The 22,878-nt window shown below is 37.7% G+C and carries 13 protein-coding genes; 2 read left to right on the forward strand and 11 right to left on the reverse strand.

The features are described 5' to 3' along the window. The first annotated feature begins 4 nt into the window (after nucleotides 1-4). Nucleotides 5-754 (forward strand): SDR family oxidoreductase, encoded by a 750-nt coding sequence (locus MWU84_RS16410; RefSeq protein WP_246903644.1) that lies wholly within the window; start codon nucleotides 5-7, stop codon nucleotides 752-754. A 129-nt stretch (nucleotides 755-883) separates the two neighbouring features. Here MWU84_RS16410 and MWU84_RS16415 read toward each other — a convergent pair whose 3' ends face one another. From MWU84_RS16415 to MWU84_RS16465, 11 genes are all read right to left on the reverse strand, one after another. Next, complete coding sequence (locus MWU84_RS16415; RefSeq protein WP_246903647.1) at nucleotides 884-2,857, reverse strand: sialate O-acetylesterase; 1,974 nt, start codon at nucleotides 2,855-2,857, stop codon at nucleotides 884-886. Between the two features lie 14 nt (nucleotides 2,858-2,871). Continuing rightward, a complete protein-coding gene (locus tag MWU84_RS16420) occupies nucleotides 2,872-4,215 on the reverse strand; it encodes a sugar porter family MFS transporter (RefSeq protein WP_246903651.1) in 1,344 nt (447 codons plus the stop codon). A gap of 19 nt (nucleotides 4,216-4,234) precedes the next feature. Then, entirely contained in the window at nucleotides 4,235-6,916 is a 2,682-nt protein-coding gene (locus MWU84_RS16425) for an ROK family protein (RefSeq protein ID WP_246903654.1), read from the reverse strand. 100 nt (nucleotides 6,917-7,016) lie between these two features. After that, nucleotides 7,017-10,523, reverse strand: a complete 3,507-nt coding sequence (locus MWU84_RS16430) for a VCBS repeat-containing protein (RefSeq protein ID WP_246903664.1) — start codon at nucleotides 10,521-10,523, stop codon at nucleotides 7,017-7,019. 83 nt (nucleotides 10,524-10,606) lie between these two features. Next, on the reverse strand, nucleotides 10,607-13,414 hold the full coding sequence (locus tag MWU84_RS16435) for a GH92 family glycosyl hydrolase (protein ID WP_246903674.1): 2,808 nt from the start codon (nucleotides 13,412-13,414) through the stop codon (nucleotides 10,607-10,609). Nucleotide 13,415: 1 nt separating this feature from the next. Further along, nucleotides 13,416-14,924: a RagB/SusD family nutrient uptake outer membrane protein gene (locus MWU84_RS16440; protein ID WP_246903676.1), complete on the reverse strand. Its 1,509-nt coding sequence runs from the start codon at nucleotides 14,922-14,924 to the stop codon at nucleotides 13,416-13,418. 18 nt (nucleotides 14,925-14,942) lie between these two features. Then, a complete protein-coding gene (locus tag MWU84_RS16445) occupies nucleotides 14,943-18,062 on the reverse strand; it encodes a TonB-dependent receptor (protein WP_246903678.1) in 3,120 nt (1,039 codons plus the stop codon). 15 nt (nucleotides 18,063-18,077) lie between these two features. Then, nucleotides 18,078-19,076 (reverse strand): DUF4961 domain-containing protein, encoded by a 999-nt coding sequence (locus MWU84_RS16450; protein ID WP_246903680.1) that lies wholly within the window; start codon nucleotides 19,074-19,076, stop codon nucleotides 18,078-18,080. 11 nt (nucleotides 19,077-19,087) lie between these two features. Continuing rightward, nucleotides 19,088-19,528, reverse strand: a complete 441-nt coding sequence (locus MWU84_RS16455) for a DUF5004 domain-containing protein (protein ID WP_246903682.1) — start codon at nucleotides 19,526-19,528, stop codon at nucleotides 19,088-19,090. Between the two features lie 90 nt (nucleotides 19,529-19,618). Then, complete coding sequence (locus tag MWU84_RS16460; RefSeq protein ID WP_246903684.1) at nucleotides 19,619-20,374, reverse strand: GntR family transcriptional regulator; 756 nt, start codon at nucleotides 20,372-20,374, stop codon at nucleotides 19,619-19,621. A gap of 143 nt (nucleotides 20,375-20,517) precedes the next feature. Next, nucleotides 20,518-21,687: a hypothetical protein gene (locus MWU84_RS16465; RefSeq protein WP_246903686.1), complete on the reverse strand. Its 1,170-nt coding sequence runs from the start codon at nucleotides 21,685-21,687 to the stop codon at nucleotides 20,518-20,520. 196 nt (nucleotides 21,688-21,883) lie between these two features. Between MWU84_RS16465 and MWU84_RS16470 the strand changes: the two genes are divergently transcribed. After that, the gene (locus tag MWU84_RS16470) at nucleotides 21,884-22,876 is read left to right on the forward strand and encodes a sterol desaturase family protein (protein WP_246903688.1); all 993 of its coding nucleotides are present in this window, start codon (nucleotides 21,884-21,886) and stop codon (nucleotides 22,874-22,876) included. The last annotated feature ends 2 nt before the right edge of the window (nucleotides 22,877-22,878 follow it).

Below are 22,878 nucleotides of genomic sequence, written 5' to 3' on the forward strand. Positions count from 1 at the left end.
ATAAATGAGAAGAAATGTGATAGTTACCGGGGCGGCAAAAGGAATCGGTAAAGCCTGTACCGAATATTTTTTGAACAACGGCGATGCCGTAATTGCTTTGGATATTGACAGAGATGCCCTAAAAATGCTTGAAGACACTGATGGAAGGTTGTTGACCATGGTTTGTGATGTTTCCAATTCTGGACAAGTTCAACAGGCCATTCAAAAAGGAGTGGATGTTTTTGGTGAAATAGATATTTTAGTGAACAACGCAGGTATTCAGAGATACTCTACAATAACGGAAACCACCGAGGATGAATGGGATTTAGTCATGAACGCAAATTTAAAAAGTGCATTTCTTTGCTCCAAATATGCCATTCTCTCCATGCAAAAAAAAGGGTCAGGCGTAGTAGTAAACGTCTCCAGTGTACAAGCCTTTATCAGCCAAGAGCGTGTAGCGCCATATACCACATCAAAAACAGCAATGTTGGGATTAACCAGAAGCATTGCCGTGGATTATGCACCGCACATTAGATCGGTTGCCGTTTGCCCTGGCACTGTTGACACTCCAATGTTACGAGATGCGATTGCTACTATGGATAATCCAGAAAAGATTTATCAGGAATGTGTCGATATGCATTTGAGCGCACGTATTTGCCCCCCAGAAGAAGTAGCGGCACTAATCGGATTTTTAAGCAGCGCAATGGCAGGGTCAATTACTGGCCAAGCGTTTCGAGTAGATGGGGGACTAGGGATTCTCTGTAAAGGAAATTAAACCTTCACAGGTAAAACCCTTGGTAAATAGAATTAAACCCACATCTGGCAAAGGTATCTTTATCTTAACATTATAAAGCTGCTATATAAACTATTAATGCTACACCAACTTCAACGTATTTAAGTCATTTTAGAAGGCATGAGGATTGAAAGTATATTTTGCTTTTTGGGTACTAAGTTCTAGGTTATCCGTACGAAAAGGAAAAGCCGGAAGGCTTTCCTCATTAATTAAATCAAGTGGCCCAGGATTGTCTGACCAAGCATAACGTACATATTTTGGCACGGAAACACTTTCGGAATATACCTCAATCACATTTGAATCTATAATTTTGGCCTTGGCCCATTTAAAATTCCCATCTGACCCTGCAATTGAGAATCCCCTCAAGTATCCGTACTTATCAAGACTTCTTAATTTACTGTTGTAGGTGTTGAATTTGATTTCAATCTTATTTCCAACTATTGATTGTGAGCTGTAGATTGGTCCTTGTTTTAATTTTTCCCCGTACGAATAATGCATGGCCAATAAGCCTAATCGCCTACCCAATTCTGCTTTGTTATAAGGATGTATATTATTTGCCTCCCCGATATCTATGGCAGTTGCAATATCAACATTTTTTAATACCGTAGCATTCATTTGTGAATTGCGGATTTCAGCCCACTTGCTATCTCCGGGCAATAAGTCTTCTTGTTTATAATTTGCCAACTGTACTATTAGAAAGGGCATTTCGGGATCATTCCATTTTAATCGCCAATCATTAATCATGCCTTTGAGCAAAGCTTCGTATTCCCCTCCGCGATTTTCGTTTGATTCCCCTTGATACCAGATTATACCAGTTATCGGAAAATTGTGTAAAGGGGCTATCCCGGTATTATATAATAAGAGGGGATGGGAGAATATACTGCCGTTTGGAACCTTGGGTTTGGGAAATTTTTCAGTGTCGATAGAAAGACCCTTTCTGTATTTCCATTTACCCGTTAATATTTGATTCCCCCAGAAAGCATTGGTATATATACCCCCTTTACCTCCAATATCAAAAACCCTAATAGTTAAGGTATTTCCCTTCTCCCGTAATATTTCTTTGGGAACAGAGTAGTTTCGAAAATTACTTTTTCCAAAAGTCTCACCGATCTTTTTCCCATTTACCCAAGTAATATCATAATCGTCTATTTGATTTAGGGCAAGATGAAAATCATTTTCCAATTGGGATGATTCCAGGTCAAACGTTTTACGAAACCAGAAACTACCGTCATGTTCCTCATAACCAAAATCCTCCCAAAATGACGGTAGGTTAATTTCCTCCCAATCTGAATAATCATAACTATCGGCATACCACTTTTCATCGAGTCCAGGCCCCTGTAAATAATACTTCGTGTCCCATTTTTTTCTATATTTTACAAATTCTTTGTTCAGTGTTGCGAAGTCTTTGTTGGTTTGGATGATATCACCTGTAACTTCATCAAATTGTGGGAATTTTTTTAAGGCATCCATGCTCATCCATGTTTCTATGGTGGTTGCGCCTAAGTTACTGCTAATTAAGCCAATTGGCACATCCTGTTTTTCAGCTAATTCCCTTCCGAAAAAATAACCTGTCGCACTAAAGTTGCTAATGGTCTCGGCATTGGTTTCATGCCATACTGCCGTGGGCACGTCTTTTTGCGGTAAATAATCTGCTCCCACCCCTATAGAACATAAGCGCAAGTTTTCATAAGCGATTCTCGAAGTATCAGGTTCTTGATAATTCAACATATTTAAGGTATACTGCATATTGGATTGCCCAGCACAAAGCCAAAGGTCACCTATTAGAATATTATCCAATATTAGTTCCTCTTGTCCTTTAAAAGATAATTCGTAGGGTCCACCTGCCTGAAGAGGAGTGAGTATCACCTCCCATAACCCTTGTTTATCCGCCTTAACCTTATGTGACTGATTTTTAATTTTAATTTCAATGATTTCATTGGGTTGTGACTTACCTGAAATTGGAATGGATTTCATTCTTGGCAAAACCATATTGGAAGTAAATATTTTGGGTATTTCTATTTGACTTCTAACAGTATTGGGTAGTAAGGTACCCAACATAACAATAAGCACAACTAATTTTTTCATGTTCCTTTTTTAGGTTATTTTTTCCAACTCATTTCAATTTCCTCCAAAGTCTTTCCTTTAGTTTCAGGAATCATCTTATATGTAAAGATTAAAAGAATAATAGCATTGATCATAAATAGCCAAAAGGTAAAGGCGCCACCTATTTTATCCAATAAAACGGGGGTAAATTGTGAGATGAACCAGACCCCTATCCACAATACCATTATAGAAAGAGACATTGCTATTCCTCTTGTTTTGGTCGGAAAAATTTCTGAAATCAAGACCCAAGGGATAGGACCCAATGAAGTGCCAAAACAACCAACAAACCCTAAAATTAAAATTAAAACCCAAGGGCCGGTTGTTAGTCCTAAATAAAAAAGAGTGCCTATTCCCAATAGACACAGAATCATCCCCGAAACACCCCATAGGAGGAGTGTTCTTCTACCAAGTTTGTCTATATACATAATCGCCACAAAGGTAAAAATAGTATTGATTACCCCGATGATCACGGTCTGCATTAATGCGGAATCAACACCAAAGCCTGCATCCTTTAATATTTCAGGGGCATAATACATAATAGCATTTATGCCGGTAATTTGTGAAAACAATGCCAAAATAACACCAACTATCATTGCTACCCGTAGCCCTGGCGCAAATAATTCCTTAAGCGTTCCTTTTTCCTGGCCCAGGACCAATTTAATATCCTTGTGAACACTTTGCGCTATTTCCTTTGTATTTATCCGTGTTAGAATGTCTAGTGCCTCCTCATCCCTGCCCTCTTTGGTAAGCCAACGAGGGCTTTCCGGCACAAAGAAGAGGGCTATTAGAAACAAAACTGCAGGTATAGTTTCTGAACCTAACATGAATCGCCAGCCCATATCAACATTCCATTGTTCACCGTATAAACCAGCAATAATATAGTTGAGGAAGAAAACGATATTGATGCCGACAACAATTGCCAATTGATATAAAGAAACCAACATGCCTCTTTTGTGTGCTGGCGCAATTTCAGAAATGTAAAGTGGAGAAAGCATAGATGCGGCACCGACACCTATACCACCTACTATTCTTGCAATAACCAGTTGCGAAAAGGTCTCCGCCAAGGCACAGCCAATAGCTGAAACTGCGAATAAGATAGCCGTAATAATCAATGCTTTTTTTCGACCAATCCTGTCCGCAATATACCCAGCAATCGCTACACCAAAAATACATCCCAAAATGGCACTGGAAACTGCCCAACCTTTCATGTCGGCATTTAAAGAGAACTTTGATTCTATAAATCCAATGGCACCGGAAATAACTGCTGTATCATACCCAAACAACAGGCCACCTAGAGCTCCTATCAAGGTAATTTTTAGTAAATATTCTGATTTTTTCATACCTATTTTTTTTGTCTATTTAGCGGAATCTAGTATCGCAGAAATTAGCCTTTACATTAGATTGAATGACCTTGGCCCTCTTTTTGCCCATATTAATTAATACATATTTTTGAGTAGCAGCCGGAATAACAAAAGTTTCGGCATAATGAATTGAAAGCTCTCGTTCACCCGTTATGACCCTTATTTTTGTGCCTTCTACCAGGTTCAGAATATGACATTGACCATTTGTTTCAATTTCAAGCCTTGAATTGAATTCAAAACGGTTTATTTCATAAAAATGCTTTGGATGAGTGCTCAGTTTTACTATCTGCCAATCCGCATCTTTAGCACTAATTGATTCTTTGGATATATATTGATCTGGCACAATAGCGCCTTGACATTCAAAATTTACATTTTGCATACCTCGTTCAATGTTCAATGGCCTTGGACTTCCATCAAGGTCCATACGCATCCAATCGTACATCTTAAATGTGTATATGTACGGTGTGCTGCTTATTTCAAGAACTAGATTATTTTTCCCTGAACAATGAATTGTTCCGTGGGGAATTAAGAAAAGGTCATGTTTTTTTGCCTTATAAACTTGTATATAGTCGTCAACCTGAATAGCTTCCTTGTTCTTGTGACTATTAACCAAAATGTCATGAAATTCTTGTTTTTGAACCCCTTCCTTAAAACCTAGATATACTTCAGCATCTGGTGCAGCTTCCAAGATATAATAGGTTTCGTCTTGGGTAAATTTTTCACCAAAATTTTCACGTATAAATCCAGGTGTAGGATGGCATTGAAGTGAAAGATTATCTCCGTCGAAAGTATCCAAATAATCAAATCGAATTGGAAAATCAGTACCAAAAGTTTCGGCTGCATCACCTAAAATGGCCTCATTGTCCAAATATTGTAACATATCGAAAGAAACCTCAAGCCGAACTCCTTTATCCGATAAAACCAATCCATTTTCCGGGGCTATTAATTCGAAGGACCAAGCATAGTTGACTACGTCTCCGTTGAGTTGAGTAAATTTTTCTTTCATCCAATCACCACCCCAGACACCCGGTGAGAACCAAGGCCTTGCTCTAAATGCATTTTTGGACAATTCTTTTAATCCTTCACGTAAAGTATCTCCGGATGACCACGAAATTGTATCAAGGTATTGCCCGTCCACTATATAGTCTAAAATTGGAAGTACTTCCTGTTTATGTTTATTAAGTACTTGCCAATCAATAAAAAACATCCTTTTGTATTGGGATTTTGGCTCTAAAACTTCTTCAGCCCCAATATTGAATAGATTACCCGCTCGTGATCGATATTGTATTTCATTTTTGGGAATATCTATATAGATTACTTTACCTTCCCACTTGGATAAACTAGCTCCGCAACCGTATAAAATGTTTATGCTCCCAGTACTTTTTTCAATGCTATGCAACTTTTCCAAATCGAAAAAATCTGTAAGTTTCCCTGGATATATTTTTCCAAAGACGGCATCGTCACCGCCAAGATATGGAGCTATCATTTGATCTATATCCTCGGAGCTCTTATAAGCGGAAGAAACTGAAAACGGTGTATTATTTACCCCCAAAACTTTCAATTCATGGGTTAAGTTCGCAATAAAATCTCCCCAATAAACCCCCATATAACCATCAATAATCACCGAACTGTATTGTGAGATTTCTCTGGCAAGGTTTTTATACCCATGTGCTATACTACCCTTCGAAATTTGAAAATCAGGGAAAATATCGTAACTGTCTGTTTTTGATCCATCAGATATTAAAGGCATTAAATGTTGATCGGTAGTTCTTTTTTGTTCCACAAGCTCTCTATTTAGTAAATTTTGAACAGCTCCTAAAATAGCGGAGTTTTCTGTGTCTTTAGCAATTATAATTTTAGGGAGATCCCCTTTGAAGTTTTTTTCAAAGGAAGATTTGAATAGCCTAAAACTTTTGGCAATGTTGCCTCCTAAAATAAGATGGTCCGCTTTAAAGTCGGACAGGAGGGGAGCTAGGAATTCACCCAAATTGGAACCGAATTCTTCAAAAATTTGCTGGGCAATTTCGGACGTATCAGCTTTGTCTGCAATTTTTTTTACATTTTCAATACGCGTATTAAAATATTCCTCGTATTTATTTAAAAACCATTGCGCTCCCAGCCAATCTTCAGCTCTTTTTTCCTTAAAGGGCAGATTGTAGACTTCCCCATCATTTGGTATGTTATCTCCCGAGCAAACAATTTTTCCATTTATCATAAAACCTGATCCAATACCTGTGCCCAGCGTTATTGCTGCCATTTTTTCTCCTTTTAAGGAATTGGACCATGCTTCCCCAACCAAAAAACAACTGGCATCGTTCGTAAAAACGACATCGCTTGGTTTGCCTATAAAATTTTGTAAGTTGTTGAATAGATATGTTTTTAGGTCTACTCCAAAAATATTATCGTACTTATTGCACTTATAAATTTTTGAAATACCATTTTTATAATCAAAAGGACCGGGTACAGAAACACCGATACCTAAAACTGGATTTCCAAATTTATTTAGGCAAGTAGTAATACAACTTATCATTGCGTCTAAAATAGCCTGTGTGCCTATTTGACTGTCAAGTACATCCCTAACTTTAGTGTCAAGTAGAATTTTTTTATCCGCAACATTTATAATGGCTGCAGTTAGATGACTTCCGCCAACATCAATTCCCAATGCGTAGGTTTTGCTCATACTGGTATTAATAGTTTTTAAGATTATATTTATTTAAGCCATAGTTCTGATAGACTATAGCCTGAATTTAAGAGCTGAATGGTTTAATAAAGGTTATCGTTTAATCATTTATGGTTTGTATTTCACCCCATTGTATGGAAGCTTGATTATGAATCCACATTATATTGGTAGATTGACTTAAATAACCTTCACCTTTATAAAGTTCTATTTTTCTTTTACTTCCATTGGCATTAGTAAGAATTCCGTGATAAACTCCATTTTTGGGAAGGTGTTTTCGCATCTTATTGCTTGAATGATGATAAGTAATTAAGCTATCATTATTTTGAGAGGCAATGACCATATATCCATTTTTCGTCGAAAGTCTAGTCAAGGCCCTACCGTCCCCATTTACAAAGAATCCGTTTTTTGTTGAACTGGATACTGAAAAACCTCCTTGACCGTTCCCTGTTAACAAGAGACCTTTAGATGCATCATAACGTCCCTGCCCTACTTCGTTATGATAGAAGTTACCTGTTAAAAGCACGTCCAAATTACCATCTTGATTAAAATCCGAAATGGTAGTTCCCATAACTGGGGAAAGTTGAGATTGCCATGGTAGCCTGTGAATCTTGAATCCACCGTCTCCTAAGTTCTCGATATAGCAACTACTTAAGAGAACAGCTGATAGCTTTTCAAGGGATGCTTTAGACTCCTTTGTTATAAAATCTGAAATCTGCGCCTGGGCATAATCCGCATAGAATTGGAACTTAGTTTTTACATCTACCATTTGATCCGCCAAAAGATCTCGGGAAGCGAATGGATAGCTCCTTTTTTTACCGTTATCATCTTCATAATAGCGTGTTATAATAGGGTCTATTCTACCATCTTTATCAAAATCACCTCGATACAGTTCTAAGGGATATTCTTTTGAGGCTTTGAAAACGGAATTTTCACCTAAATTACCTGCGATATAATCTATATCGCCATCATTGTCAAAATCACCACCATTAATACTATTCCACCATCCACTAGAATTTTCTATCTCAATTTTTTCTGATAGTTCACCGTTATTGTTTTTGAAAATGGTGATAGGCATCCATTCACCAACCACCATCAAATCTACCCAACCATCGTTATCAATGTCTGTCCAAAGCGATGCTGTTACCATTCCTAAATACTCACTAGGAAGAACTTTTTGGGTGACTTTCTCAAATATGCCATTTTTGTTTTTCAGCAATACACTTTTTGGTGATTGACCATAATCACCTGGAACAACCCTACCACCTACAAATAGGTCTAGTTGACCATCACGGTCAAAATCTGCCGCCGATATACAGCTACTACTATTGTCCATAACGGGAAGTGCACTCTTGTTTTTCGTAAAAGTGCCGCTACCGTCATTTAAGTATAATCGGTCCTGATAATTGGATTTTTTATTTCCAAATTCGTTGCTACCACTCACTACGTAAAGATCTTCATCCCCATCATTATCTACATCCAGGAATAGTGCACCTAAATCCTCTAGATCAATGTCATTTATCCAAGGTTTTTTTTGGAACGAGCCGTTAGGCGATTGGGTAAATAATTGTCCCGAAAAGTTATAAGAACCACCTATATATAAATCGTCCATTCCATCTCCGTTAATATCTGCTACCGCGATTGAAGGGCCGTCATTGGAGAATTTATGGGGCAATAATGGTTCAATTCGATAGTCCGAAAAATCTAGCTCCTCATGCCTTGCTTTAATTTCGTAGCTTTTGGTAAACAAATAGGGATCCAATAAAGGCGTTACTTTTTCTTTGTAAATGGCATCTGAATAGAATAAGGTAACTTTTTGGTTTAATTTAATTGTATCCAAAATTTGTGATTTTCCATCTGGCCAAATTACCTTAAGGCTATCAATTTTGGTGTTGTAACCAAAACCGAAATTCAGGTTGGGGGCAATCGAAGACTGAAAGCCTCTAGTTGTGTAGTTTTCTGCGAACTGTGTGCCGCCGCCTGAGTAAGTCCATACTTTTGCTCCAATGCCCTTGGGATTGTCAACGTCACCTTGAAATAAGACAGTCAAATAGTTAAATTCTGGAGAAACGGTGTCAATAGTGTTTTTTAATATTGTTGCCGTTTCGTTTAAGTTGTTGGTAACCAAATCGAGGTCTCCGTCATTATCTAAATCTGCATATATTGCACCGTTTGAGAATCCCGGTGAGTGAGGAACCCAAGTGTCGGATACGTTTTTAAATTTAAGGTCGCCTTTGTTCCTGAAAAAATAATTCTGTAAAGCAACCTCCGGTAATTTGACAATACTCGCCAAATAGAGACTATCGGCCTGTTCTTGTGTACGGAATATTGATTGCCTTCTTCGATAGTTAATGAAGTCAAGATCCGTCATATCCTTTAAATAGCCATTTGTCACATATAGATCTTTTTGTCCATCTAGGTCATAATCGGCCAATAAAGCTGCCCAGCTCCAATCTGTACTGCTTATTCCCGAATATTGACCTACTTCCCCAAAATGGGTAATTCCGTTCATGATGCCTTGGTTTAATTGAAGCGTATTCCTCATATATTGAGGTTGATATCCCATCTTGAGGTTATATTTATAAAAATCGTAATTGGGCTTATTGAGCATTTTCTTTTGGCGTTCATTGGTGGTAGGAAGCATATCCATTACTATGATATCCGTTAAGCCGTCGTTATTTATATCCGCCAAATCATTCCCCATTCCATTATGGCTTTGATGTCCGATAAATTCTGCAATTCGATTTTTGAACGTACCATCTCCTTGGTTCCAATAGAGGACGTCGTTGGAAACAAAATCGTTGGAGACATAAATGTCAGTAAAGCCATCTTTGTCAAAGTCACTTATTCCTACTCCTAAGCCGTAACCTTCAATCGTTATTCCTGCCGTTTGGGAGACATCGGTAAAAGTGGGGTGTCCATTTGCGCCCACTCCGTTATTTCGGTACAGTTTATCAGTGTTTTTGGATTCGCCGTTTATTTTTTTTTGCTTAGGCTGATTTAGGCCCTCCATCTTATGCATGTGATTCAACAAGTACATGTCTAGGTCCCCATCTAGGTCATAATCAAAAAATGTCGCCTGTGTAGAATAAGATTCATCTGCCAAACCATATTCTACAGCCATTTCTTTAAACTTGCTATTTTTTTGGTTGATGTATAACAAATTTTTTCGATTCTTGGCGTTTGGGGAACCGGCTTGGCACACATAAATATCTAACCATCCATCGGCATTGATATCGACCATGCTTACTCCGGAGGACCATCCTATTGATGCTAACCCCGCATCTTTAGTGCTTTTTTTAAATTTAAAATTACCCTCGTTAATATACATTTCATTGCTTACCTGATTGCCCGTAAAAAATAAATCTAGCAGACCGTCATTGTTCAAATCGCCAGCAGCAACCCCGCCTCCATTGAAGTAATAGATATAGTTGAGTACATTGAGTTCATCATCTAGAGGTAGATTATTTGAAAAATCTACGCCAGTTTCGTCACTGGAAAGCTGAATAAACAGTTTATTGGTATCCTTATGTATATCCGTACAGGCTAGGCATACAAAGGTCAAACAATAAGCGTAGAGGTATTTCTCGATTTGCCGGTTAACCTTCATAGGGTTCTGCTTACTTTGTTATTTTTATAAGAGTAACCTTTTTTCACTCTTAATTGCCTGAGCGTTTAATTACTCTAGGATTATCACTTCTTGCCCCAGTTTTTGTTTGGTTCTGAACCAAGAACAATTTGCAATTCCCCTCCGTTTGCATAAGTTTTATGTGGAAACCAATATGTTTCCAAAGACTGGTCATTTAAACTGGCCTTTTGGATGTAAACATTTTCTGCCGAATTATTCACAGTGATTATCTTGAATTCATTTCCTGGATAATATTTTTTGTTCAGAGAGATGGTAATTTCATCAAATACAGGACTGGTTAACTCATATCTTGGTTCTAAGGCGTTGGTCCCGTCAAGACTAAAAATTCCCATAGACATTAATGCGCTTACTCCCCCCATCTGGCCTTGGTCTTCATCGTGTCCACCATAACCACTATCAATTGTAGTACCACCATAAGCTTGTTCGGTGACCTTTCTTACCCAATACTGACTTAACCATGGTTTGCCTGCATGGTTAAAAACATGTGCATTGCTACATCCGGGCTGGTTAGCATAGCTTACATAGCCGCTGCCATAACCAAATACGAAATCTTCTGGTTCTGCCTGTTCAAATGCATAATTTAATTTTTCACTTAGTATTTCATTGCCACCCATCAATTTTGAAAGTTCATCTATTCCATGAGAAACCGACCACGTACCTTGCCATGCATTTGCCTCTATCCAACCAGAATTACTTAGCGGATCTTCATGTGTCCATTGCCCATTAATATCTTTTGTAAAAATTAAATTTTGCGATGGATTGAATAATTTTTTCCATCCCTCAGAACGTTTAAGAAAAATAGAATAATCCTTTTGCTTTCCCATCTTTTTTGCCATTTGAGCCAATGACCAATCTTGAAATGCCCATTCAATGGTCTTCCCTGCGTTGTCAGGACACCAACCATTATCTATATAAAACTGTAATTCTTCAGGGGTATCGCCCATCATTCCTCCAGGCATGTGGTTTTGTTTCATTTCCTGAAAGGCTTGCTTAGGGTCCACCTTGGTCATTAAATCTTTCATGTAAGTGCTTACGATCATGTTGGTCGCCGGGCAACCTGTCATGATATAGGAATATCCTCCGGCAATAGCTCCACGAGGAAGAAGGCCTCCATTTTTAGAGTATTGTACCAAAGAAGCTGAAAAATCGTCTAAAATTTCAGGCCAGGCCAGGCCCCAAAGAATATTTAAATTCCATTGAGTAAGCCATAAAGCATCAAAATTGTACATGTTGAATTTTGACTTGCCATTGTCATCCACAGGAAGTTTTCTAACTTTTAATTTTGCCTTGGTGAAATTGGCATAACGTTCCCCTTCCGTATAATCGGGGTAGTCACCGCTTACATCATTTAAAATTCGTCTTCCCAACAGTGCATGCCAAAGGTCTGTATAGAATTTTGTTGTTTGCTTAGAGGTTCCACCCTTAACCTTAATTTTACCTAATTTTTCGTTCCAAACCGCCAAAGATTTTTCCTTGTATTGCTCAAAATTCCAGTGTGGCGCTTCTGCATTCATGTTTTGACGTGCATTTTCAATAGAGGTATATGAAATACTTATTTTCATCTGTATTTCATCGCCAGCCTTCACGTTATAATGAGCCGATACTCCTGTAGTGGGGGCATTCCAATAACTTTGTGTGACAGTGGGAAAAACTATGGAATCCCTACGTGTCATTTCCGATGTTCCCTTTATGCCATTAATGTCTTTAAGGATTTCTTTTTCATTCCATCCGTTAAAAGACTCGAAGGGTTTATCAAATGTAGCAACAAAAAAAATCTTTACATTTTCTGGCCCTCCCCAAAACCTTCCAGAAGAATCGAAAGAACCTTCAAATTCTGAGTCACTTACTTTTCTGGCATCGGCATTAATCATTGTTGAATTACCCAAATAGCCTCCTAAATTTGCTAAGATATCAGCTTCCCCATCTTCAGTATATTTGAAACGATAAATATTTGTTCTAACGGTACTAGTATAGTCTACCCAAATTTTGTGATCTTTTAAATATAAACGATGATAACCAGGCACTGCAATTTCATCATCATGGCTAAAATTGGATTTCCAGGCATCGGCTCCTTTTGTAGGGTCGATAACACCAGTTGTTGGCATTACCTGAACCCCTGAGAGACACCAGCCATGAATTTGTTCAAAACCTAATATTTCCATGGAATTATAATTATAGCCCCCTCCATATTGATTTTTGTTACGGGTGATCGGGGCTGGTGCTACCATTCCCATAGGCCGGGCGGCCGGTGTAAAGAAAAAGTATCTGCCCTTAGCTGATTCTATAAAAGGATCTACCCATGAGAGAACGTTATCATGATTTCGTGCTTCGAATACCTCAATTTCAGATAGCCCCATACCCAAGCCTTCCCCATCGGTAGTGTCGAATCGCACCCAGTCAATTTCTTTGGGCGGAAAAGATATGGATTTAGGCGACCCGTCATTGGGAATTTCAGTTACTGAAATTTTACTACCATCACTAAAAATTAGATTCCCGCTTGCAAGATGGGTGTCATAGGAAGGTCGGTCATATAAAACTACTTTTTCAATAGCTCTTTTTTTCGACCATTCTAATTTAATCCAGGGCAATTCAAAAAAACCCCAGGCCCTATGAATACCATCACTAGCCCATTCTCCGGAATCTTTAATATGAATTACACCATCAATTACATTCTCAACTGGCATTTCCTTTTTTTGGGTGGATGCTGAGACCGAGGCTTGTGGAGCAATGTTTTGCGAATTACTTAAATACGGTGCAATCATTACAATAAACAGAAAGGTCTTGAAGAATACTTTCTTGGTCCTCTCAGTACAAGTTAATAGCGCCATTCCGTGTTTCGTCTGGTATGTCATTTTAATATCCAGGATTTTGTGAAAGTTTGTTATTGATATCCCGTTCCCTTTGAGGAATAGGCAATAAGTTGTGACGCTCAGCTACCGATACATTTGGTTTTGCTGCTGTAACTTTTTCGGCTAACTTACCATGCCTTACCAAATCAAACCAGCGATGGCCTTCCCAACATAGTTCCAGTCGTCTTTCGTTTAAAATGGCCTCCTTGAACGCTTGGTAACCCATAGCGGTCAAATCTGGCAGCACCCCGGTTCTTTCTACACCATCGGCAAAACGAGCCCTTCTTCTCACTTGATTAATAGCATCTAATGAGATAGCTGAAGTACCCTGCTCTATTTCATTCAATACTTCAGCGTACATTAACAGTACATCGGCATATCTTATAAGTTGTAAATCGTTTTCAGTATCATTTACCAAAGGCTCTGCTTCACGATCCCAATATTTAATTATCTGAGGCCCACCGAAGTCAACCACTTCACCCCGTATATTGTCTTCGGTAATAAATATGGTTTCTTTGCGTCTATCCTGATCCTCGAACGCATTATATAAATCTAGGGTAGGAGACTCAAATCCACCACCATTTGGGCGTCCACCATAAACACCTCCAGGTAAGGATCTATAGACCAAATGGCCGCCTTCCCATAGTGTAGTAAATAAATCATCACCACTCAAAAAACTCATCGCGAATATCACTTCCTTGCCAAGGTTATTGGCTACTTTAAATACATCCTTATAATCCTCCCATAAACTAAAAGGGCCTTCATTTATAATGTCTTCAAGTTTTGTTCTAGCTAAATTATAATCCAAACCTTGCTGTAGAGCGGCCTTGGCAATATAAGCCTTGGCCGACCAACTAGTTGGCCTTCCAAAATTCTCCCCAGTTTGAACAGAGGGAAGACTAGTTTCTGCAATAGCCCAATCTGAAAATATTTGGGCATACACTTCATTGACGGATGATCTTTCAAGATAGGAATCTGCAGTAAAAGTTTTGGTAGCTTGTAAATATAGAGGTACCTCTCCAAAGAAACGAACTAATTCAAAGTAAAGTAAACCGCGCATAAAATATGCTTCACCGAGTAGATCATCCTTTAAATCTTCATTCATATTTATATTAGGAATATTAGCAATAGCCAAATTTGCTGCATTAATGCCTAAATAGACATTGGCCCATATTTGAGAAACAATAGGGTTTTCAGGGGTTTGAGCCAATACAGCCAAGTCATCAAAACCATTACCAACATAATTTTCCACACCTTCATCAGACATTAGAGCATTAGAAATCCAATAATTGGTGTGATAGATACCCGTGGCATTTGGAATACCGGGATCAAAGGTGGATCCCAAGTGACCATAAATTCCGTTGATGGCTAATTTAGCATCAACTTCAGTTTGATAAAAAGTCTCCTCGGTAAAAAAGGTTTTCACTTCTTCGTCCAATACTGTTTCACAATTCAGCAATAGCGGAATAATGGCCACCAAGACTATTATTTTAAGATTTTTAAATATTTTCATGACTAGCTAATTTTTTGATTAAAAGTTTACGTTAAGACCTAACAGTATTGTTTTAGAAGTAGGATAACCACCAAAATCAGCACCGGCACTCAATGCACTATCTGGCCCACCCCAGCTAACTTCCGGATCAACACCGCTATAGTTGGTCCAGATATGTAGGTTTTTACCGGTTACATAAAGCCTTATTTTGTTGATATCCATGGTAGAAAGAAAATCACTGGCAAAAGAATATCCAAGAGTCACTGACTTTAACCTTAAAAAGGAGCCATCTTCAACATAATTGGATGCGAATGGAGCGTTGCGAATTCCATTAGATGATCTAGTATATGTATTGCTAGGGTTTTCTGGTGTCCATCTATTCGAGAAGGATGTAAGCAATACATTATTTCGACCGTTAAAGTTCTCCAAGTAAGCCCTAGTGAAATTCACAATTTCATTACCATATACGCCGTTTAAGAAAATATTTAAATCAAAACCGTTCCAATTAAAGCTGTTGTTAAGTCCAAAAGTTAATTCAGGTATTGGGTTGCCTAAGAAAGCTCTATCATTATCTGCATTTATAACTCCGTCACCATTCAAATCCTTGTATTTGCGTTCACCAGGTGTAAAGGTATCCGTGATAAATTGTGGAGTATTTTCGGGGGTATCTGAAAGTTGAATGATGCCATCGGAAACATAACCATAGAAGGCTCCAATTTCACCACCTTCAACCAATAACTGCCAATTCTGTATGCCATTTATAGTAGCACCTGTTGGTATTTCATTTACGCCGGCAAGATTTAAAATTTCATTTTTGTTATAGCCTACAGTAAGATTGGAGTCCCATTTAAATTTCCCTTGAATATTACTTGAGTTAATGGCTAGTTCCGCTCCTTGATTTTGAACACTACCAACATTAACTAAGGAAGAAAAATACCCTGTTTCATAAGGTACGGGCAGCTCAAGTAATAAGTCCTCAGTGTTTTTGCGATATACATCGGCAGTTAAACTTAATCTGTCATTAAAAAAGCCTAAATCCAATCCAATATTATATTGCTCTGTTTGTTCCCATCTTAAATCTGCATTAGCCGGTGTTCTTGGAAGTTGCCCAACTACAGGGGTGCGATTAAAAGTATGATATGTGGGTATGTAACTATCTTTTGAACGATAACTACCAATTTCTTGGTTCCCTACAATTCCATAGCCCAAACGCAGTTTCATATATACCTTGCTATTTTGCATAAAATTTTCTTCGGATATATTCCATGCGAAAGCACCCGAAGGAAAATAACCGAATTTTTGACCATCACCGAATTTGGATGAACCATCTGCCCTAAAGGATGCCGTTAAAATATAGCGGCCATCATAAATGTAATTAGCCCTACCGAAATATGAGTGCAGAAAGTTATCTACAACCAATGAATTTACTCCCGGAGTAGTTGCACCTGCAAAAGTGTTTGCACCAAAATTTTCAGTCGGTAAACCAAGAGCATTGGCATAAGTGCCCCTTATTTCAAAATCTTGCCAAGATATTCCAGCCAAAACATTTAATTGATGAACATAGTTAAAAGTATTTACATAGTTCATTGTTGTTTCGGAAAGTAAGTTGGATGACACCAGTTTTGCCTGGTTTGCAATTGCTGCATTTTCATTACCAAAATCAAGTGCGGCAGTTGCAAAACTTGTCTCCTCATTAATTGTAACATCTGCACCAAGTGAGGTTTTTAGAGTTAAGTTTTTGGCAAAATTCCATTTTAGTGCCAAATTTTCCAATATTCTGGTTGAACGCCCTCTGCTCTCATTCAATTTAATGTAAGCTACTGGACTTGCAAAGTCAGGAAGATACTCTTGAACATTACTTACATCGTTAACAAAAGTACCATCATTTTGCATGATAAAATCGCCTTTGGTATAGTTGCCCTGAGCATCGAATACTGGAACTAAAGGACTCATTCCGTAGGCTCCTATAGTTGAACTATTTATATTTGTGCCCCCCGGGGTATCGGTTTGAGCAGTGTTATAATCGCTTCTACTTAAGCTAGTCGTATTCTCTATTGATAATTTTTCGGTCGCTTTAACATCAAGATTAATTCGCAGGTTATAACGATTAAAATCGGAATCAATGATCGTGCCCTCTTGATCTAGATAAGATCCTGAAATAGCATAACGCACCTCATTACCACCGCCTTTTATGGACAGATCATGGCTTGTAGTAATGGCCGTTCTAAATATCTCGTCTTGCCAATCGGTGCCCTTACCCCAATCCGTTGGGCTTGTGTAAAACCGTGGTCTGCCAGAACCGTTATAAATTGATTCATTATAATAATGAGCAAATTGCGAGGCATCTAAAAGTTCAAGTTCTTTTGTAACCTTACTAACACCCATATAGGTTTCATAATTGATTTGCGTTTCTCCGCTCGAGCCTCTTTTAGTAGTAATTATTATAACGCCATTTGCACCACGAGACCCATAAATGGCAGTAGCTGATGCATCTTTAAGGACATCAATGGATTCGATGTCATTTGGACTTATTGTTGCTAATGCATTTAAGGAAGGGCCATCGGACACTCCTGCCGAACTACCACTATTACTTACGGGAAAGCCATCTATTACGTACAAGGGTTCATTGCTGGCATTTATTGAGCTACTACCACGAATACGAACTGATGTTGCACCTCCAGGTTGTCCGGAGGTCTGAGTCAAGAGTAACCCAGATACCCGACCCTGTACAAAATCGTCGGCCGTGGTAGCTTTAACAGCTTCCAAATCTTCGGATTTAATTGAAGTAATTGATCCAGTAAGGTCTTTACGTCTTGAACTTCCATAACCTATGATAACAACTTCATCTAGATTTGACACATCTTCATCCAGGCCTATATCTATTATTTTTTGAGAACCTACAACTACCTCAGTGGTCGTATATCCTTGATAACTGTATACCAATATATCACTTTGGCTGGAAACATTGAAAGTGTACTTCCCATCAAAGTCCGTAGTAGTGCCGACCAATCCATTTTTGAGTATGACATTAGCACCGGGCAATGGTTGGTTGTCCACTGAAGAGGTCACAGTTCCTGAAATCGTTATTTCTTGCGCATAAGACAAAGAACACCCAAGCAAAATAAACACAAGTGTTACACTTAATATTTTAATATTCATCGTATTGTTTTTTGATTAGTTAGAGCAGTTGGCAATTAATTCGAAATCTTCACCAGTATCTGGATTAGTTACTATGACATCTCCTGTTTCATTGGTAAATTTGTACGTAATTGAAGTAATATCGGCATCCAAATCGAAGTCGAAAAATTGTTTGGCCCAAATCGAAATCTCCCATTTATCGTTGCCAATATTTTTAAGCATGGACGCTGCGCTTGCCTGACATACTTCTTTTGTTTCTCCGTCGGCTGTAGCTGTTGCACATAAATACACCTTCTCGGCTCCAAAAAGATCAGTTGGTTGCCCTAGAGCACCTTTTGAAGCATCAAAGGAAATATTAATAACATCGTTTAGGCTATACTCGGCAGGTTTTACGACAACAGGAAATGGTAATGGACCGCACAAATCAATAAGGCTATTGTTGCCACCAGTTACCTCCATACAGGGTGTAAATTTTGTATGATAGGCCTTTGCATTATTAAAATCGAGTCCAATTCCATAACCTTTATTGGCTATAATATAACCTAATTGTGTCTTAAGGTTTTCAGAACCTACTTTGGTAGTTAAATGCACTATACCATTAACCTCAACGTTTTCCTCAACTGCTATGGGCTCTTCCGAAATGAATACCACCCATTTAACAAGACCGTAGTTTTCACCAATTCCAACTTTATCCTCAATCTCTTTGGACCAAGTGTTGAATGTATTTGTGGCCAGATCGTTTGCGGTGGCCAATCTAAGGGTTCCATTACCAACAGGAGAAGTATAAGTAGCTGTAGAGTTGGCTTTTGCTTCCCAGGATATTGGAGCTAAAAATCCAAAAACAAGATTATAAGCATTGCTTTCCCCAGGCAATATTTTTACATTAACGGAAATATCCATTTGTTCTCCTATAACGGCAGATTCGGGTTGTATAACTCCTGTTATGGTCATACACATGGAGAGAATCAAAAAAAACAGCGGCAGCAGGATTACTTTGATTCGTTTTTTCGAGATTTTATTAAACTTATTTTTCATCGTTAAGTTATTTACTTGCTTAATTTATACTGGTACATATTATTGTCACAACCCATGACTATACTTAGATCTAATACATTGGTACCACTGGTCAGCACAGGATTAATTATAGAAGCACTTGTTCCGTCCGAGAATATAATGGCCGTTGGGTAAGTGAGGTCGTCAAAGGACCAAGAGCCGGCTGCACTTGAAGTAACAAAAGGAAATTTACCAGTTAAACTAAAGGAGGATGGCCTATTGCCATCGTAGTTCAGATCCAGTGCAAAAGACTGAAAATCCAAGGCATCTGTAATATCCAAACCATTTTGTAATACCTGGTCAATTTTCCAGGTTCCGTTAAGATCAACGGTAAGTTCAGTGAATCCATCAGGATTAACTTTTAGGTTGTCATCGCATGCCATAATAGGCAAAAGCAATACCAACAAGCATAAAGTAATAAACGGTCTTTTCATATTTTAAGGCATTTTTAATTGGTTAAAGAATGTACATATGTTCATACATATTAAATGTGACAAAAAAGCGATTTACTATAGTTTGGCAATTTATCTTCTTAATTCTACCGAATATACGAAGTTATCAGCCTTATAATAGCCAATATTGTATTCTAAAGCCCCTTGTCCACGGTCTAGCACTAACCGTTGACGCTTTAAAATGGGACTACCTACTGATATCATTAATTTGTTAGCTCGTTTTTCATCGGCTAAAATTGCGGAAATTTCCTCTTTTGAGACTTCGGCATGATAACCACACTTTTCTTGAATGATATCATAAAGTGGCCTAGAGTAATCATACTCATCTTTCAAAACCACCTTAGGATGGAAATAGGACACGAAATAGACTTGAGGCTCCTTCTTGTCACCACGAACTCGAGAAAGCCTATATATTTCTGTATCTTGACCTATTCCCAATTTAAAACTTACTTCCTTATTTGATAATACCTTCTTTAATTCAAATTTATAATTAACAAGTGTTCTACCTTGCTCTAACATTTCTTTACTAAAACTAGACCAACTATCCAATTTAGTAATAATCATATCCCTATTGACTTTGGTACCTATACCCTTCTTTCTAATAATTAAATTTTTTTCGGCTAGTCTATTACTGGCCTGGCGAACAGTACTTCTTGAAACTCCTAAATTCTTGGCCAGTTCAACTTCTTTAGGAAGCAATTTGCCATTTGCATAATCAGGCATTCTAATTATACTCAACAACAGTTCTTCTACTTGAATATGTAGCGGAATCGCACTTTGGTGATCTACTCTGTCAAGTAAATCCGAGATGTCATTATGTTCATACATATAAACAAATGTAATTAATTATTCGAAATTTGCAAATTTTAAATGTCCTATATCCAAATATCACACCCAGAATGGCATGAAATTATCAAATCAATAATTAAGCAATATCTCAATAGACACAGAATTCCCACCATAAGTTGACATTATTCAGACAAAATTAAATCCATTGGAACCCAAAAAAATCTTGGTCTATAATATTCCACATCAATATTGTGTATGTTTGGCGGGTGCATACTGTTTACGCAGTACGAAACCAATAATTTATTATCTTTAATATATTGAGCATGGGCCATCGCATTATAGGTGATGATTTTATCCTTTTGATTCTTAGATTCAGTAGGCTTAAATAAAAGCTTTTCATTACGCCATGGTCCACTTGGACTGTTTGAGATATACGAATAAATATTCCCTGCGAGTTCTCTTTCTTCCATGACCAAGACATAATAATTTTCGTATTTGAAAACTGAAAATTGTTCAGGGACGTTCTTTTTAATTCCTTTTAACCCTGCGGTTGTAGTGACATTGTTTACCCAATTCTTTCCATCGAATATTTCAAAGTTTGTAAGCGAGTTGGATAAGCTATCCAGTGTTGAGCGAATCACATGTAGTTCCGCGATGGTTCCATTCACCTTTGATCCGTATATATAAGTGTAATTTTCATCTTTTAAAACGGAATGACCGTAGTGTACCCCATTGACATCGCTTGCTGCAAATTTATTTTGTGATATTACCCGGTAAGTATCCGGCTCTAATCTTATGTAATCCGTACCTTTAAACTTGAAATTCCATCCACTGGTAATTGCAGGGTCATTCCAAAATTTAGACATAAATACGTGAATAACATTGTCGTTTTGAAAACCATAGCCCGGCCAATAGTATTCCTTAGTCATTTCGGCATTTAAAGGTAACAACATAGTTTCAGGATTCTGCAAGTTACCCCCAATAATCGATTTTGATTCACCCGTTCTAAGGTCAAACTCAATAAAGGAATTGTTGATCATTTTACTTTCCGGATCTCTTTTATTGCCTATTACTTCAGACACAAATGAATCTCCCATCATAAACACTGATTTTCCGTTATTTAACGGAAATGAAATTACACCATCAGCACCAGTTACTCCGCCCGAATCTTTGATTAGTAGTTTACCAAATTGATCATCGAGTATTGTTTGGGGCTTAATGGAGTCCGCATTTATTTCCACCTGATCTTCAGATTTGTTAGCACTATTTTTACAAGAGAAAGCAAGGCAGCAGAGCAGTATTGAAACTAGGACAAAGAAAGAAGTGCTGTAATTCGACTTATAATTTTTCATTATATTTTAGTTAGATAATTGACGGCGAGTTAGAAAGATGTTTAACAAATATATCAATTAAGTCTTTATGTACATACATATATACATAAAATTTTATATTTTCACAGTTTTAAGTTCTGAATTAATTAAAGCAGAACCTAATTGCCCTTCACAATGCCAATCGCTAGGGATCATGTTTATGATAAAAAAATATTGAATGGATATATTAAATGCGGTTTATGAGGAGATTATAAATTTTTTGGGGTTAAAGATATTTATATCCGCCTTTAAGACAGGCCACTATGATACTTTAGCTTCGTTTGATGGTGTTATGTCTTGTCTACTTGTAGCCTTGCCTATCCTATTATTTGTTGAATTTTTTATTGTTCTTACGCGTGAGAGAGAGCAGCTAAAAACCTATAAGGTTAATTTCCTAATCATAGTTGTTAACAGAATAATCGGCAGGTTACTCTCAATAAGCGTTATGATTTGGAGTATTGGATATTTTCAAAAATTCGCACCATTCCAAACCACCTATACTTGGTATTGGTTTATTTATGGATATATTGTTTGGGAATTAGGCAGCTATATTTATCATTACTTTGGTCACAAAGTACGTATTTTATGGTGTCTTCATTCTCCCCACCATGCGGCTGAGAATATGAATTTATCCGTTAATCAAGCTCATTTTTTTCTTGAGTTTCCGTACGCTGATTTTGTTAGAACTTCCATCTGTATGTTACTTGGTGTAGATCCCAAACTATTTATATCTATTTTATTATTGGATATTACCTATGCCACTTTCATTCATATTGGTGAACATATGTTGCCAAATGGCCGATTGGGCATTTTAAATAAATTTATTTTAACCCCTTCACATCACCGCGTTCATCACGGAAGCAATCCTCTATATATGGATACCAATTTCTGTAATCTTTTGAACATATGGGACAAAATTTTTGGAACTCATCAGGATGAAAAGTTGGATCTGAAAATTCAATATGGAATTACTCGAGAAATGAATGCCTCTAATTTCTGGGATGTGTATTTTGGTGAGTTTGTAGCACTGTATAAAGACGTAAAAAGGGCCTCTGGTATAAAAAACAAATTTCTCTATATTTTTATGCCACCGGGCTGGAACGAAACCGGACAGCATGAAACTGCAAAAATAGTTCGGGATGAATACCTCAAAAATAGCATGATGAAATAATG

Origin of the sequence: Arenibacter sp. F20364 (assembly GCF_023015905.1) — a bacterium.
Classification (GTDB): Bacteria; Bacteroidota; Bacteroidia; order Flavobacteriales; family Flavobacteriaceae; genus Arenibacter.